Source organism: Levilactobacillus sp. LN180102 (genome assembly GCF_050106635.1).
GTDB lineage: Bacteria > Bacillota > Bacilli > Lactobacillales > Lactobacillaceae > Levilactobacillus > Levilactobacillus brevis.
Genome location: NZ_JBNIIX010000001.1, coordinates 142,412 through 159,334, shown reverse-complemented (window position 1 = coordinate 159,334; position 16,923 = coordinate 142,412). Strand labels below are relative to the sequence as shown.

Below are 16,923 nucleotides of genomic sequence, written 5' to 3'. Positions count from 1 at the left end.
GCCTAAAACGGTTAGACTACTTATTGAATACTGTGAGTGAGGGATAAGAATGACTAAAGCAGAAATTTTTGATAAAATTGCGGATATTATTGCCGACCGATTTGAAGTCGACAGAGACGCTATCAATGATCAATTGAACTTCAAACAAGATCTGGATGCTGATTCAATTGATTTTGTTGAGTTTGTTTTGGAATTGGAAGATACATTCAGCGCAGAAATTTCGGATGAAGACGCTGAAAAGTTAAACACAATTGGTGAAGTGGTTGATTATATCAATGCACATCAGCCAGGTGACAAGTAAACATTGAGCGAGTCCGGGCCGCAACCTGTCGTCCCGGGCTTTTTCAATCTAAGTATACAGAAATGAGGGATCAGACGTGATTGCTGGATTAAATCAGGAATTAAAGGATCGGTTCGATATTCATTTTAAGGATCAATCATTACTTGACGAGGCGTTTACCCAAGCGTCTTATGTGAATGAACATCCCCACCAGGGCTTAAAGTTCTATGAACGGATTGAGTTCTTAGGGGATGCAGTGATGCAGTTAGTTGTTTCTAATTATATTTTCCGCCGTTACCCGGCTATGCCTCAAGGTCGGTTGACCCGACTACGGGCAGCGATGGTTAACGAACAAAGTTTTGCCAGTTTTGCTCGTGAGTGTCACTTCGATCAGTATATTCGGTTAGGTCGTGGTGAGGAAAAGGCGCAAGCCCGGCAACGTGACTCGCTGTTATGCGATATTTTTGAATCATTTATCGGGGCCCTATACATGGATCAGGGCTTGGATAAAGTTGTTGAATTTGTGACAACGGTGGTTTTTCCTAAGTTGGATGAGGGCCGATTTGATGAGTTCTTTGATCATAAAACGGAGCTCCAAGAATTGGTTCAAAAAAATGGACCAGTTGATATTGACTATCGCTTATTGGATGAGGAAGGCCCTGATAATGATCGGGCCTTTAAGGTAGCGGTTTACGTGGATGACAAGCTGTTAGGCGAGGGGCATGGCCATTCTAAGAAACATGCGGAACAAAATGCGGCGCGACATGCGTTAGAGAACTTGAAGTAAGGATGAACAAACGATGCGGTTAAAGACATTAGAAATTAGTGGGTTTAAATCCTTCGCGGATAAAACTCGAATTGACTTCTTGCCCGGAATGACTGGCATCGTCGGCCCTAACGGTAGTGGGAAGAGTAACATTTCCGAGGCCGTTCGCTGGGTGTTGGGGGAGCAGTCCGCCAAAAGCTTGCGGGGAAGTAAAATGCCAGACGTGATTTTTGCTGGATCGGCAGATCGCCACCCGTTAAATCGTGCGGCGGTGTCAATTACCTTGGACAATAGCGATCATTATTTAAAGAGCGACTATACAGAGTTAACCATCAGCCGACTATTATATCGATCGGGTGACTCAGAATATCAATTAAACGGTCAGAGTTGCCGGTTAAAGGATATTACCGAGCTATTGATGGATTCTGGTATGGGACAAGACTCGTTTTCAATTATTTCACAAGGGCGCGTTGAGGCCATTTTCAACAGCAAGCCTGAAGATCGGCGAAATATTATTGAAGAGGTTGCGGGAGTCTACAAGTACCGCAAACATAAGGAAAAAGCGCAACGCGAGTTAGACGACACCATGGCCTATCTACACCGGGTCGAAGACATTATTGCTGAACTGGAAGGGCGCGTTGAACCCCTAGAAGAACAGAGTAACCTGGCCCAAGATTACCTGGATCAACAGCAAAAATTTGCGTTGCTTGATCGAACACAGTTAGTGCGGCAATTGCATACGGAAATGGCGCAGAAGCAAACGGCCGACACGCAAGTTGTTGCCAAACAGACGCAGGTAGCAGCGCATCAGGCGGCAGCACAAGAGCAAGCAGCAACGGTGCAAGCGTTAAAGCAGCAACAAACTGAGCTATTGGCCCAAAAGGATGCTTTACAAGAAAAATTGGTTACGGCGACACAGCAAGTGGCGCACAGTCAGGGACAAGTTAACTTATCGGGTGAGCAACAACGGCACCAAGATGAACAGCGACAGCAGTTACAAGCACAGCTTACGATGCTATCCCAGCAGTTGACAACTAACCAGACCAATTTGGCAGCAGTCCAGGCTGAATCTGACCAGCTTGCGACTACAATGAAGGATGCCCAAGGTGCGATTCGCCAGCTAACAGCGGCAACGGATCCTCAAGTGGTCACTGATTTGCGTCAACAGTTGGAAGACCAGCGGACCGCTTATTTTGACCAGAAACAGCAAGTGGCCAATTGGCGCAATCAACGGCAATATCGTCAACAGGATCAGCAGCGATTACAGCAACAAGGGCAGCGGGTCGCTCAACAGTTGACGCAATTACAAGCAACGGCCCAATCCGCGCAGACAGCGGTCACTGAGATTCAGGCTAAAGCGACGGCTCATAAAGCTCAGTTGAACGAAGCGGAGCAGGCATTAGATGCAGAAGCGGGTCAGTATCAGCAACACCAAAAACAATACCAAGCATTGCAGCACAACTGGCAGGCCGCATTAGAAGTCTATCAGCGAGCGCAAACGAAAGTGGCTAATCAACAAGCTTCATCGGCTGAATATGGCGGTTTTTATCAAGGGGTTCGGGCTATTTTAAAGCAACGGCAACATTTTCGTGGGTTACTGGGAGCGGTATCTGAATTACTTGACGTCCCCCAACGTTATACCACAGCCGTTGAGTATGCTTTGGGTGGTCAGCTCCAACAAGTTGTCGTTGACGATGAAACGACCGCGAAGGCGGCGGTCGGGTATCTGCGGGATCACCGAGCCGGTCGGGCCACCTTTTTACCTTTAAGTACCGTTCGGGGCCGCCAGATTGACCGACAAACGCTGCAGCTGTTGCACAGTATGACGGGCTATTTGGGGGTTGGTAGTGAGCTTTTGACCATCAATGACCAAGCCCAAGTGATTCTCCAGTATCTGTTAGGAACAACGATTTTTGCGGCTAATTTAGATACAGCTGTCGCCATTAGCCAGCGGATTCATCATCGGTATCGAGTGGTGAGCTTGGCCGGGGACGTGGTTAGTGCAAGCGGTGCAATCACGGGTGGTCAGTCCAAACAAAGCCATAGCAGTGTGTTACGGCAACAACAAGAGTTACAGCAATTACAGGCGTCTATTGCTACGATGCAGCAACAGTTGACGGACCAAGAGACTAAGATTAAGGCCCAACGTGCAGCCTTACAGGCCAGTGAACAGCGTAGTCAAGCGCTTCAAGCAACGATCAATGAGCTTCAACCGCAGTGTCGGCAGTTAGACGATCAGTTGGCTAACGCCCAAACAACGTTGGAGCAAGCTAACCGGCGCGTTAAGGCGGCTGAGTTGGAAATCCAACAGGCCCATGCGGGTGAAACCGATGAACAAGCGGATCAATTGGCAGAACAAATTGTTCAAGGTGAAGCCCAAATCACTGAAACTGAGGCAGCGGTTAAGACACTTCAAGCTAAGATTAAGCAAGTAACGACCGCTCAGGCCCAACAGCAAAGTGAGCTGACGGCCAAACAGACTTGGTTGGCAGGAGCTAAAGAGCGTCAGCAACAACAGCGGGCAACGGTTAAGCAATTGCAAGCAGATATAGCTGCGGCGCAAACGGATCAAGCAACTGCCACAACTAAGCTGGCAGAGCTTGACCGTCAGCAGGCGTTAACGCCCGCTGATGCCCAGGCGCAGTTGGCTCAGGCCCAAGCTGATCGGCAAACAATCGAACAGAAACTTGCCACAACCAATGAGCAGCTAACAACGGTCAATGACGATCTAGCAGCCGCAGAAACAGCTAATCAGCGTACGAGCGGCTTGCTACAATTAGCTAATGATGAGCTGCAACAGGCTCAAGTCAGTCAAACTCAGTTAGCGGCACTGATTGATCAGCAGCAAAATCAGTTGTCAGAAAAATATCAATTGAGTTTAGCCGCTGCTGAAAAAGATATCAGTGATCTGCCAGCTGATGACTTAGCGGTACAGTTAAAACTATTAAAGCGCGGATTGGATGAAATCGGGACAGTTAATCTTAATGCGATTGACGAGTATCGAGAAGTTAAGGAACGCTATGACTTTTTGACACAGCAACGGGATGATTTATTGACCGCCAAGGCGCAATTAATGACGACCATGACCGAACTGGATGGTCAAGTCAAAACTCGCTTTAAGGCTAGCTTTGATCAAATTGCCGCGAAATTTACGGCTACCTTTCGGCATATGTTTGGCGGCGGGACGGCTGAATTGGTATTGACCAATCCGGATGATCTATTGACGACGGGCATTGATATTATGGCGCAGCCGCCTGGAAAGAAGTTCCAGAATATGGGACTTCTCTCTGGGGGTGAACGGGCGTTGACGGCTATCACCTTGTTGTTTGCAATCTTGCAAGTTCAACCAGTACCGTTTTGCATTTTAGATGAGGTTGAGGCAGCGTTGGATCCGGCTAACGTGACGCGTTTTGCCCGGTATATTCATCAGTTCCAAGATCAAACGCAATTCATTGTCATCACGCATCGAAAAGAAACGATGGTTCAAGCGGATATTCTTTATGGGGTAACGATGCAAGAATCCGGCGTCTCTAAAATGGTCGCTGTGGATCTTGATCACGAAGAAACGCGTACAGAAGGGAAGTAAATCGTATGGGATTATTTGATATTTTCCGGCGGCGAGCGAAAGAAACACCAGCTAGCCAAGCGGAAGAAACACCAGTTGAGTCGACCGCAACAACGTCTACTGCCGCCAGTGAAGCGAGCGAATCGGCAGCTGATAACGCTACGTCAGTTGCTAGTGAAGCATCTGCCGCAGCAGAAACCAGCGAGGTTGCTGAATCAACAGTAGCTGGTTCAGTACCGGTTGCTAACAGCGATTCAGCAGATACTAATGCATCACTGGCAGCGACCGCTACTAGCGATGCAGCGGTTGAAACTGAAACGAGCGAAACGTCTCGTGCAGATTCGGCATCAGTAACAGCTGATGTCTTAGATAGTGTGGCATCGGCAACTAGCGCAGCAGCGACAGTTGATACGCCAACCGAAGTGCTACAGTCAACACCGCCAGCCTCATCAGCATCTGCTGAGGTAGAGACGCCTGCAACAACCGTCGAAGAGTCTTCGACAACTGACGCCTCGGCACCAGAAGCAAGTGATGAGCAACTTTATGACAAAGGGTTGGAAAAAACCCGGACGACTTTTGGCCAACGACTGAATGCCTTATTGGCTAATTTCCGGCACGTTGACGAGAGTTTCTTTGATGACTTGGAAGAGACGTTAATCGGAGCCGATGTCGGGTTTGATATGGCAGTTAAACTCAGTGATGAGTTGCGTGACGAGGTTAAGTTACAAAACGCGAAAAAGTCACAGGATGTTCAAAACGTAGTGGTTGAAAAGCTGGTGGAGATTTATGAGGCAGCCGGTAATCATGAAACTACGGCTATCAATATGGCAGAAACCGGGCCAACGGTGATCCTATTCGTTGGGGTCAATGGCGTGGGGAAGACGACCACCATCGGCAAAATGGCTAATCGTTATCATCAGGCGGGCAAGAAAGTCTTACTGGCGGCGGCGGATACGTTTAGAGCTGGTGCAACTGAACAACTTGATGTGTGGGCTAAACGCGCGGATGTTGATATTGTGACGGGAAAGCCACAGTCAGATCCCGCAGCGGTTGTTTTTGATGCTGTTCAAAAGGCTAAGCAAGATGATTATGACATTTTGTTTGTTGATACGGCTGGTCGGCTACAAAACAAGGTCAACTTGATGAATGAATTGGAAAAGATGAAGCGGATCATTACGCGAGAAATTCCAAGTGCCCCACATGAGGTCTTGTTGGTGTTAGATGCCACAACGGGTCAAAACGCGTTAACACAAGCTAAGCTGTTTAAGGAGTCCACGGCAGTAACGGGGATTGTCTTGACCAAGCTTGATGGAACGGCTCGGGGGGGAATTGTTCTGGCCATTCGTAACGAGTTACACGTGCCAGTCAAGTTCATTGGTTTAGGTGAGCAGATTTCTGACTTGCGGCCATTTGACCCGAACGAGTTTGTTTATGGGTTATTTAAAGGGTTGATTGATGTGAAGGCTTTAGATAATAAATAAAGCGCAGACGTGCTAATTGCCTAGCTGGCGATTGGTACGTTTTTTTGGTTAAACTGTGAGCGATAATTGGTCAAATAGTTGACAGGAGTTAGCCAATAATCGGTGAAAAAAATTGACGTACCCGCTAAAAATCGGTACTCTAATAGAGTGTGACTAAAGTGGGAGGACCCAGCATGGAAATCGAAAAAAATTATCGAATTAATTCCCTATTTGCGTTCTACCAGCCGCTATTAACCGCTAAGCAGAATAATTATATGCAATTATATTATGGTGATGATTATTCATTAGGCGAAATTGCGGAGGAATTCAACGTGAGCCGCCAGGCAGTCTATGATAACCTCCGGCGCACGGAAAAAATTCTGGAAGACTACGAAGAAAAATTGCACCTCTACCAAGAATTTACTGCTCGTAACCGGCAAGCTGATGAGATTCAGGCTTACGTTGCGACGACTTATCCGCATGATAGTCGGTTGAATCGGCTGGTTGCGGGACTTGAAAATCTAGAAGAACAATGAAAGTTAGGTGGCAAAACGAATGGCGTTTGAAGGACTAACTGAACGATTACAAAACGCAATGCGTAAGTTACGTGGGAAAGGTAAAGTCTCCGAAAGTGACCTGCGAGAAACGATGCGTGAGATTCGGCTGGCATTACTGGAAGCCGATGTTAACTTTACGGTGGTTAAGGACTTCGTCAAGCAAGTTCGGGACCGGGCCATGGGCGCTGATGTGCTCGAAGGGCTGAATCCTGCACAACAAATCGTGAAGATTGTTGATGAAGAATTGACCAAGACGATGGGGGAAGAAGCCGTTCCCCTGAATAAATCCGCTAAGATCCCGACAATTATCATGATGGTCGGGCTACAAGGGGCCGGTAAAACGACTACAGCGGGTAAGCTGGCACGCAAGCTAAAAGAAGACGAAAATGCGCGACCACTGATGATTGCGGCCGACGTTTATCGACCAGCCGCCATTGAGCAATTGGTTCAAGTTGCTGGTAGTATTGACGTACCGGTTTTTGAATTGGGAACGGACGTCAATCCAGTTGAAATTGTACGTCAGGGACTCGCCCAAGCAGCGGATAATCATAATGACTACATCATTATTGATACGGCTGGGCGGTTGCAAATTGATGAACAGTTGATGAACGAATTGGCTGAGATCAAAGATCTTGCGCATCCAGATGAAATCTTGCTGACCGTCGATGCCATGACTGGGCAAAATGCGGTAGCTACGGCTGAAGGCTTTAATGATAAGCTTGATGTGACCGGGGTTGTTTTGACCAAGTTAGACGGTGACACCCGTGGTGGGGCGGCACTTTCAATTCGAGCCGTAACGGGTAAACCCATTAAGTTTATTGGGCAAGGTGAAAAGCTGACCGACTTAGATGTCTTCCATCCAGACCGGATGGCGTCACGGATCTTAGGGATGGGCGATATGCTGTCTCTGATTGAAAAGACGCAAAAGGAATACGATGAGAAGCAAGCCCAAGCCTTAACGGAAAAGATTCAAGAAAATTCATTTGATTTCAATGACTTTTTGGACCAACTGGAGCAGATTCAAAAGATGGGGCCAATGGATGAACTGATGAAGATGATTCCAGGAATGGCTAACAATCCAGCAATGAAGAATGTTCAGGTTGATCCCAAAGACATGAATCATTTGAAGGCGGTCGTGTATTCGATGACGCCTGCTGAACGGACGAATCCTGATTTGCTGAATCCATCACGGCGGCGGCGGATTGCAGCTGGTGCTGGGCGACCGATTCATGAGGTTAACCGGATGATTAAACAGTTTAACCAAATGAAGAAAATGATGAACCAGATGTCCAAGGGCAATATGTCCGGGATGGAACAACTCATGAGCAACACGGGCATGGGTGGCGGCGGTATCGGTGGCCGGATGCAAAAGATGGCCTTGAACCGGATGAGCCGGCAAATGAAGAAAAACAAAAAGAAACGATTGAAGCGTAAGAAGCGCAAGTAACGTCTAATGAGTTTTAGTGGACAGGTGAGTTGTTTTTCGCTATACTGTCCCTACAGCAACATAAGGGAGTAACTAGCAGAACGTTTCTGCGGCAATTCCGTCAGCAAGAAGCCAATCCGGGATTGCCTTAAATAGTGAGACTTATGTGTGTTCACAATTATTTGTGTGCATGCATGGGTCTCATTTTCTTTTACAGAAAAGGATCGATGCACACTCTGAGGAGGAATGACGATGGCTAAACCACCGTTTTATCAACAAACTGTCGCAACGCTTTTTCAAGATTTACAAACGACCGATGCTGGCCTAAGTACCGCTCAGGCACAAGAACGCTTAGCCCGCGATGGGCATAATGCGTTGAATCAACAACGACGGACAACGCTCGTTCAAAAGTTTATTGCCCAATTCAAGGATTTTATGATTATTGTGCTATTGGTCGCCGCTCTGATTGCGGGCTTGACGGGTGAAGTCGTGGACGCCGTGATCATCTTGATTGTGGTCGTGTTAAATGCAATTTTTGGTGTCTTTCAAGAGGCCAAAGCCGAAGAGGCCATTAATGCCCTAAAGGAGATGTCGGCACCAAATGCAACGGTCCGGCGAGATGGTGCCGTTATGACGGTTAAGAGTGATGAATTGGTTGTCGGGGATATTGTGTTGCTAGAAGCCGGCGATATTGTCCCAGCTGATTTGCGGTTAACGGATGTGGCCACCTTGAAGGTGGAAGAGGCCGCGCTAACCGGTGAATCAGTACCGGTGGAAAAGGCGAGTGCCGTTCTCACTGCTGATGACTTGGCGATTGGTGACCGGGCCAATATGGCCTTCATGAACAGCAATGTCACATACGGGCGGGCAACGGGGGTCGTTGTGGCGACCGGTATGCAGACGGAAGTTGGCCGGATTGCCGGGATGATCGAAGCTGCAGATGAAACGACCACACCGTTACAGGAAAATCTGACACAATTAGGGAAGTCACTAACGATTCTGATTTTGGTCATTGCCGCGATTGTTTTCGTGATGGGTATGTGGCGCCAAACAGAAACCTGGATTGACATGTTGCTTACGGCAATTTCCTTGGCAGTGGCCGCAATCCCAGAAGGCCTCCCGGCAATTGTGACGATTACGTTAGCCTTGGGTACCCAGCGGATGGCCAAGCGCCATGCCATTGTTCGTAAGTTACCAGCCGTTGAGACTTTAGGAAGTACCGACATTATTGCGTCTGATAAGACTGGAACATTGACGCAAAATAAAATGACGGTGGAGCGGGTCTATCAATTCGGGCAGTTGCAAGATGCCCATCAGTTAACCTTTAGCACGGACGATCGATTGGCTCAAACGATGATCTTGAGTAATGATACCAAAATGACAGCCGATGGACTGGTCGGTGATCCCACTGAAACAGCACTAGTTCAGTATCAGTTAGATCAAAAGTATCCAGTTGAACAGGTTCTGGCGGATCATCCCCGAGTGGCAGAAATTCCCTTTGATTCGGAACGAAAATTAATGTCAACGATTCATCCGTTGGCTAATGGTCAGTTCCTCATTGCGGTTAAAGGGGCGCCAGATGAATTGCTTAAACGGGTGACACAGGTGGCAACAGAAACGGACGTTGTGCCCTTTACGGCTGAAATTAAAGAGCGCATTTTGACCACCAATCATGAACTGGCGACGCAGGCGTTGCGGGTATTGGCATTTGCGTATCGCCTTGTAGATGCTGTCCCAACAACTTTGACCAGTGAAACAGTGGAGCAAGGGTTGACTCTAGCTGGAATGGTCGGGATGATTGATCCTGAACGGCCAGAGGTCGCCCAAGCGGTTGCTGATGCGAAGTCGGCTGGGATTCGGCCGCTGATGATTACGGGTGATCACAAAGATACGGCCGCAGCAATTGCGGCGCGGCTGGGAATTATTGACGCGGGTGATCAACAGGCGGTTATCACCGGTGCTGAGTTAGATGAACTCGACGATGATACCTTTGCCAAACAGGTAAAGAATTATGCCGTTTATGCGCGGGTGGCACCAGAGCATAAAGTCCGCATCGTCAATGCTTGGCAGAAGCAAGGCAAGGTAGTTGCTATGACGGGTGACGGTGTCAATGATGCGCCAGCTTTGAAGGCTGCTGATATTGGGATTGGCATGGGGATTACTGGGACCGAAGTCTCTAAGGGTGCCAGTGACATGGTGTTAGCTGACGATAATTTTTCAACCATTGTGGTTGCGGTTGAAGAAGGGCGGAAGGTTTTTGCTAACATTCAAAAAGCCATTCAATACTTGTTATCGGCCAACCTTGGGGAAGTCCTAACCCTGTTCATGATGACGATGCTTGGCTGGCAGATTTTGGCCCCGGTGCACATTCTCTGGATTAACTTGGTGACGGATACATTGCCCGCCATTGCGTTAGGAATTGAACCCATGGAACGTAATATTATGAAACAGCCACCGCGTGGGCGTCAATCGAATTTCTTCTCTGGTGGTGTCTTTGGTGGCATTATCTACCAGGGACTCTTAGAGGGTGGCATCACGCTGTTTGTCTACTGGTTAGCGCTAACCTATCCAGTTCACGCAGCTACTGATTTGGCGCACGCTGATGCGTTAACCATGGCCTTTGCCACATTGGGGCTAATTCAACTGTTCCACGCCTTTAACTCAAAGTCGATTCATGGCTCAATCTTTACGGTCGGCTTGTTCAAAAACCGATTCTTTAATTGGGCAATTCTGATCGCCTTTGCACTGTTAGCGATGACGATCTTGGTACCGGGCCTAAATGACCTGTTCCACGTTGCTCACTTAGATGCTTATCAATGGGGAATTGTCTTGTTGGCTTCCTTCATGATGATTGTCATTGTGGAAATCGTTAAGTTTTTCCAGCGTCGCGTGGTAAAATAGCGTCAAGTTTATCATGAGGCGTGTTGGTATAAAAGATTAACTGAAAGTTGCAGCGCCTTGCTCGATCATTGCCGTCTCACAATTTAGTGAGTAGCAGCGACTGAGCTGGGCGCTGTTTTGTTTAAAGTAATGTGAAATTGGAGGGATTAGATGGCGTTAACATATCAGGCTTGTTTAGAAGCCACCCAGGTGGTATTGGCAAGTGGCGCTGTGCCCACTATTGTTGGTGAAGCAGGAATTGGTAAATCGGCGTTAGTTGCGGAATTAGCTGTGCAACGTCACGCTAAATTATTCACCACCGTTGTCAGTTTGGTTGAAAAGGGGGATTTAGTTATTCCCGTGCCGCCATTAACCGCGGATTCCTTTATTCAAACGGAGGCCTACGGTTCGCTAGCGGATGTGCAGTTTGGCTACTCGCATACGCTAGTTGCCATGATCCGGTATGCTGAAGCGCATCCAGATCAGGAAATTATTTGGTTCTTAGATGAGTTTAATCGGGGCAGTCAAGCGGTCCAAAGCGAATTAATGAACTTGGTATTACAACGTCAAATTAATACGCTGAAGTTACCAGCGCAAGTTCACTTGGTGTTGGCAGAGAATCCAGACGCGACGATGGCGGGGTTTTCCCGTAGTCATTACGGGGTAACCCCGGGGGACGCCGCAATTGCTGATCGGACAACACGACTGGTTTTAGAAGCAGGTATTCGTTCGTGGCTGTCGTGGGCGACAGCCACTGTTGATGGTCATCCCCGGATTAATGGGCTAGTGACGGATTATTTAAGCGAGCATCCCCAAGATTTGCACGTTGTGGGCACTGATGGTCTGAGCGACGATGACTTGCAGCCAACGCCGCGAGCGTGGGAGCGGGTCTCCCGAGCAATTACTGAGTTGCAACGTCAGGAATTATTGCAAAATGCCGCGATTACGGCCGCTATTATGCAGGGAAATTTAGGCATGGCCGTTGGGACGACGTTCGCGAGTTATTTGGCGCAGCGTCGCCCGGGTCTGACAGTCACTCAGGCGTTCACGCAAGCAGATGCGGTCACGACGCTAACCGGGTTACCGGCGGCTCAACAACAGCGGGTGCTCCGGCAATGCGCGACGGATTCAGATTGGCCCCTGACAACTGATGCCAATGCCCAGCGATTCAGTGAGTTATTAGCTGTTTGTCCAGCTGATGGTCAGTTTGCGATTGCCCGTGAGTTGGCCGCGCAACCAGATGTTTTTGAACACTTGTCAGCTGCTACGAACCAGCCGGGAGTTGCCACACTGTATCAGTTACTGACGAACATCGGACAACGTGGTAGCCAAATCGAGGTGTAGCCATGGTAAGCTTGACGCAAGATCTTCACCGGGTCAAAACGGCGAGCGACACTGTTCGGGTTAAGCAGACACGCATTTTATATCAGGATGCCGTGATGTGGCTATTACAACATGATGCGTTTTATGGGCGCGTTTTGAGCCAACTGACTTTAACTATCACTGACGATCGGGCTCCGCTACAGTTACGGCCAGTTGCTGATGAATGGCAGTTAGCGGTTAATCCAGCTGCCTTACAAGCGACCACCTGGACAGGGGCTAACTGGTTGGCGATGTTACGGCATACGGTTTTACATCTGCTATGGGATCATCCGCAACGTTATGCTACGGCTTTGCAAACGCCTAAGCAAGCGGCACTGGTTCGCTGGGCGACAGATGCGGCGATTAACGATTATTTAACGGATTTACCCGAAGAAGCCCTGACAAGTCGTCAGATTGCGACGGTATTGAAGCAGCGGGTATCACCTTGGCAGGACTCAGCCGTTTATTGGCGGCTCTTGCAAAAATGGCAGGCCACCCCTGAACAGCAGGCGCGACGATTGTCACAGGCTGGACCGATGACAAATACTGGCCAGTTGCCAGTGGATGGTCATGCCACCTGGCAACTGGCTGACCCAGAGACAGCTGCTAACCGTGAACAGTGGCGCTCTCAGCTCTTCACTACGGTGGTAGCAGCCATGAGCGATAAACAACGCGGAACGTTACCAGGAGCAATTCAGGCGGCACTCACGCCACTTGTGGCAACGCGGCCGCTAGATTGGCGGGCGTTAATTCAGCGGGGGCTGGGACAGGTTCCAGCGGGACGACAAGCAGCATATGGTCGCTTTAATCGGCGGCAACCCGCACGAATGGAACTGCCCGGGAGCATTGTCCAAACGTGGCAGAAAATTGCGGTTTTTGTTGATGAATCTGGTTCTATGGGGAATAACGAAGTGCGCTATCTATTGGGACAACTCGCGGCCTTATTGACCGTGTATCCAACCCAAGTTACTGTGTATCCGTTTGATACGCAAGTTCATGAAGATCAACGGTTCCAACTGGAACGGCATCCCCAGGATTTAAGACGGACTGGGGGTGGTGGTACCCGATTCCAAGCGGTTTTTGACGCCTTACCCCGGGTCCTAGCTGGTCAGGCCGGTAGCTTAGTTATTATTTTAACGGATGGTTATGGGGAAAGGCGGGTGCAACCAACCCTACCGGCGGCGATAGTCTGGTTACTAACCAGTCCGATTACCGCGTTTTCGGTTAAAGAAGCGCCGGGAAGCTGCATTAGTTTGGCAAATGATCCGCAATGGCAAGCACTTAGGAGGTTGTCATGAGTTACTTAACCGCAACAGAATTACGGGCGTTGATTCAGCAAACGCCGGCATATCGCAATGCCCAAGCAATTTTGAATGATGAGTGGGCGGCTCAAGCCGCAGAGAATCCACTCTTTCAAGCCCCGATGACGGTAGCAGATTTAAAGTTTGCTCGCGATTTGCAACTAGCCGGGGTTAGTCAAATGGGTCCCGATTTTACGAATTATGCGGCTGTTCAGCAATGGATTGCGGCTAATCGGCCCTCATTAACAGCAGATGATATTGCCTGGTTGCAACAAAATTGCGAATAATTTCAAGGTGTAAAGAAAAACCTCTTTACATCATATCAAGAAACTGGTATATTATTACACGTTGAAAGAAATACAGGAGGTGTCTACATGTCAGTAAAGATTCGTCTTAAGCGGATGGGTTCAAAGAAGCGCCCATTTTACCGGGTCGTAGTTGCCGATTCACGAAGCCCTCGTGACGGCCGCTTCATCGAACAAGTTGGGACTTACAACCCAGTTACGGAACCAGCCCAAGTGACGTTGAAGGAAGAAAGTATCTTGAACTGGTTGAACAATGGTGCTCAACCTTCAGATACGGTTAAGACCTTGCTTTCAAACGCCGGGATCATGAAGCAATACCATGAAGCTAAGTACACTAAAAAGTAGTGATTAGCCATGACCGATTTTAAGGGATTAATTCTCGCAATTGTTAGCCCACTTGTTGAACATCCGGAAGATCTGGTGATTACACCAGTTGAGACGGAACGGTTCTACGAATATCGGTTGGCCGTAAACCCTGATGATATCGGACGGGTGATCGGTAAACAGGGCCGCGTCGCACAGGCGATTCGTACGATCGTCTATAGCGTGCGGGTCCAAGGCAATAAACGGGTACGACTCATCATTGATGATCGCCCAGCAAAGACTCTCGAGTGAGGCGGTAACGTTTCCTCGAGTTTTTTTGTCTAAAAAAAACTGACGTAGATAATGACTAATCAAAAAAATTAAGTGAAATGAGGAGGCCGTTAGGATGACTTATTATACGGTAGGAACCATCGTGAATACACACGGTATTAAGGGCGAGGTTCGAGTAGTCGCCACCACTGACTTTCCAGAAAGCCGGTTTGCGGTGGGGTCCACGTTGTACGCATTTCAAAAGGATCAAGCGACGCCGGTTACCTTAACGGTAGCATCGGTTCGCCAACATAAAAATTTTTATTTGTTGAGTTTTGAAGGTAAACCATCCATTAATGACGTTGAAATCTTCAAGCAAAGTACGTTGAAGGTAACTGATAACGAATTAGAGAGCAATGACTTGCGGCCAGGTGAGTATTACTACCACCAGATTGTTGGGTTGGATGCCGTGACGGTTGATGGTGAAAATTTGGGTAAAATCAAAGAGATTTTGTCCCCAGGAGCCAATGATGTCTGGGTAGTGGCTCGGCCTGGCAAGAGTGATCTGCTATTGCCGAAGATTGATCAGGTTATCAAGCGCGTTGACCTCGATCAAGGTAAGGTAATCGTTGAATTGATGGAGGGATTAGATTAATGCGGATTGATGTTTTAAGTCTATTTCCGGATATGTTTTCTGGTCCCATGCACGATTCAATTGTGGGTAAGGCGATTGAAAATGGTCATTTAACTATGCCGGTAACGAATTTCCGAGATTATTCGACCAATAAACATGGCAATGTTGATGATTATCCTTTCGGGGGCGGCGCTGGTATGCTGCTTCAGCCACAGCCAATCTTTGACGCGCTCAAAGCGACCGAAGAACAGGCTGCGGCAGAGGGGCTCCCCAAGGGACGGGTCATTTTGCTTGATCCCGCTGGCGTGACGTTTAATCAACACGTTGCTGAGGAGTTTGCCCATGAAGACCATTTAACCTTCTTATGTGGCCACTATGAGGGCTATGACGAACGGATTCGCACCTTAGTGACTGATGAAGTCTCGTTGGGAGATTTTGTTCTCACCGGTGGTGAATTGGCGTCGATGGTGATGATTGATGCCACGGTGCGCTTATTACCTGGTGTACTGGGTAATGCTGAATCGGCACCTGGTGATTCATTTTCCTCTGGCTTGTTAGAGTACCCCCAATATACGCGACCAGCGGACTTTCGGGGGATGACTGTGCCAGATGTTCTTATCAGCGGCAATCACGGTAAGATTGAGGAATGGCGGAAAAAAGAGGCCTTGCGCCGGACGTATCAACGACGGCCTGACTTGATTGACCATGACCAACTGACGGCGGAACAGAAGCGGTTATTGGCGGATGTTCGAATTGAAGAGGAAGAACGCGCGTCAAGAAACTAACCTTTACAGGTATTTGCGAATATGGTACACTTGTTTTTGGCTATTTAGCCACAGCAACAACATTCCGCTGTCGAACCTGAGGATGAATGTTGGCGAAAGGATAGGAATATATTATGCGCCAAAACAATTTAATTGCTAAGATCAACCAAGAACAATTACGGGACGATGTTCCAGAATTCCGTGCCGGAGATACTGTTCGGGTTCACGCCCGGATCGTTGAAGGCTCCCGCGAACGGATTCAGTTGTTCGAAGGTGTCGTAATCAAGCGTAAGGGTGCTGGCATCCAAGCAACTTACACGGTACGTAAGATCAGTAACGGTGTCGGTGTGGAACGGATTTTCCCATTACACTCCCCACGCGTTGCTAAGATTGACGTTATTCGTCAAGGTCGTGTACGTCGTGCTAAGCTGTACTACCTCCGTGAACTTAACGGTAAGGCAGCGCGGATTCCAGAACGCCGTCGCAACTAGTTTCACTACTAAAAGTATCCGCAAGTCCAAGGCAATTTTGCTTTGGTTTTGCGGATACTTTTTTGTAAGTGTGAATTAGACAATCGGTTGGGTTGTCGGGACATCGCGAATAAGTGAAAGAATTTTATTTATATGGCCGACACATTGCTGATTTCCGTTTTGTGACACGGCTGTGGTGGGTTCATGTTTTTGCCATTGTTTGAAGGCGGCCGAAGCCGTTATTTGATCCAATATTTACCATGCTTGTTATTACTTGCCACTTTCTCGTTTGAACGGGCAGTGGCCAATGTCCGCCAATTGTATGCCGGGTATCACCGGCGAGTGGTAGCTGCGATAGCAGCGGATAACTTGGAACAAGAAAAATGATAAACTGTGTCTGGCGCGTTTGGCGCAGACACAGTTTTTTGTCGGCATTACGATTAAAGTGAGGGGAATTGAACCGGCGTAAGAAAATCTTAATATTTACCGTAAATTTCGGTTTAAATCACGGTATTTGGTTATTTTCCGTAACGCCTAAGATTTATTTTTTGCGTAATGGTTTGATATTCAAATTAATATG

15 protein-coding genes and 1 pseudogene are annotated in these 16,923 nt (G+C 48.2%); all 16 read left to right on the top strand.

Annotated features, from left to right (window positions below; translation table 11 throughout):
• The first annotated feature begins 49 nt into the window (after positions 1 to 49).
• On the top strand, positions 50 to 301 hold the full coding sequence (gene acpP, locus ACP4IT_RS00845) for an acyl carrier protein (protein WP_011667677.1): 252 nt from the start codon (positions 50 to 52) through the stop codon (positions 299 to 301).
• Between the two features lie 76 nt (positions 302 to 377).
• Positions 378 to 1,067, top strand: coding sequence for a ribonuclease III (gene rnc / locus ACP4IT_RS00840; RefSeq protein ID WP_011667676.1), 690 nt, complete (start codon positions 378 to 380; stop codon positions 1,065 to 1,067).
• A 13-nt stretch (positions 1,068 to 1,080) separates the two neighbouring features.
• Positions 1,081 to 4,632 carry a chromosome segregation protein SMC gene (smc, locus tag ACP4IT_RS00835; protein ID WP_024855052.1) on the top strand — a complete coding sequence of 1,184 codons (3,552 nt, stop codon included), beginning with the start codon at positions 1,081 to 1,083 and terminating at the stop codon, positions 4,630 to 4,632.
• Between the two features lie 5 nt (positions 4,633 to 4,637).
• On the top strand, positions 4,638 to 6,092 hold the full coding sequence (gene ftsY, locus ACP4IT_RS00830) for a signal recognition particle-docking protein FtsY (RefSeq protein ID WP_156646556.1): 1,455 nt from the start codon (positions 4,638 to 4,640) through the stop codon (positions 6,090 to 6,092).
• Between the two features lie 173 nt (positions 6,093 to 6,265).
• Positions 6,266 to 6,607 carry a putative DNA-binding protein gene (locus ACP4IT_RS00825; protein ID WP_011667673.1) on the top strand — a complete coding sequence of 114 codons (342 nt, stop codon included), beginning with the start codon at positions 6,266 to 6,268 and terminating at the stop codon, positions 6,605 to 6,607.
• A 19-nt stretch (positions 6,608 to 6,626) separates the two neighbouring features.
• On the top strand, positions 6,627 to 8,075 hold the full coding sequence (gene ffh / locus ACP4IT_RS00820; protein WP_041815309.1) for a signal recognition particle protein: 1,449 nt from the start codon (positions 6,627 to 6,629) through the stop codon (positions 8,073 to 8,075).
• A gap of 231 nt (positions 8,076 to 8,306) precedes the next feature.
• Entirely contained in the window at positions 8,307 to 10,955 is a 2,649-nt protein-coding gene (locus ACP4IT_RS00815) for a cation-translocating P-type ATPase (protein ID WP_011667672.1), read from the top strand.
• Between the two features lie 150 nt (positions 10,956 to 11,105).
• Entirely contained in the window at positions 11,106 to 12,278 is a 1,173-nt protein-coding gene (locus ACP4IT_RS00810; RefSeq protein WP_015473654.1) for an ATP-binding protein, read from the top strand.
• 2 nt (positions 12,279 to 12,280) lie between these two features.
• Entirely contained in the window at positions 12,281 to 13,594 is a 1,314-nt protein-coding gene (locus ACP4IT_RS00805; RefSeq protein WP_015473655.1) for a vWA domain-containing protein, read from the top strand.
• Positions 13,591 to 13,884 carry a hypothetical protein gene (locus tag ACP4IT_RS00800; protein WP_011667669.1) on the top strand — a complete coding sequence of 98 codons (294 nt, stop codon included), beginning with the start codon at positions 13,591 to 13,593 and terminating at the stop codon, positions 13,882 to 13,884. Before ACP4IT_RS00805 ends, ACP4IT_RS00800 begins: the two co-directional genes overlap by 4 nt.
• A gap of 87 nt (positions 13,885 to 13,971) precedes the next feature.
• Entirely contained in the window at positions 13,972 to 14,247 is a 276-nt protein-coding gene (gene rpsP / locus ACP4IT_RS00795; RefSeq protein ID WP_011667668.1) for a 30S ribosomal protein S16, read from the top strand.
• A gap of 9 nt (positions 14,248 to 14,256) precedes the next feature.
• Positions 14,257 to 14,517 carry a KH domain-containing protein gene (locus ACP4IT_RS00790; protein WP_011667667.1) on the top strand — a complete coding sequence of 87 codons (261 nt, stop codon included), beginning with the start codon at positions 14,257 to 14,259 and terminating at the stop codon, positions 14,515 to 14,517.
• 94 nt (positions 14,518 to 14,611) lie between these two features.
• Positions 14,612 to 15,130 (top strand): ribosome maturation factor RimM, encoded by a 519-nt coding sequence (gene rimM / locus ACP4IT_RS00785; protein ID WP_156646558.1) that lies wholly within the window; start codon positions 14,612 to 14,614, stop codon positions 15,128 to 15,130.
• The gene (gene trmD / locus ACP4IT_RS00780; RefSeq protein ID WP_047020955.1) at positions 15,130 to 15,894 is read left to right on the top strand and encodes a tRNA (guanosine(37)-N1)-methyltransferase TrmD; all 765 of its coding nucleotides are present in this window, start codon (positions 15,130 to 15,132) and stop codon (positions 15,892 to 15,894) included. The genes rimM and trmD overlap by 1 nt, the downstream gene beginning before the upstream one ends.
• A 113-nt stretch (positions 15,895 to 16,007) precedes the next feature.
• Complete coding sequence (gene rplS, locus ACP4IT_RS00775) at positions 16,008 to 16,364, top strand: 50S ribosomal protein L19 (RefSeq protein ID WP_011667664.1); 357 nt, start codon at positions 16,008 to 16,010, stop codon at positions 16,362 to 16,364.
• 125 nt (positions 16,365 to 16,489) lie between these two features.
• Positions 16,490 to 16,730, top strand: a pseudogene (locus tag ACP4IT_RS00770) (TIGR03766 family XrtG-associated glycosyltransferase); the annotation flags it as partial.
• Positions 16,731 to 16,923: the final 193 nt, after the last annotated feature.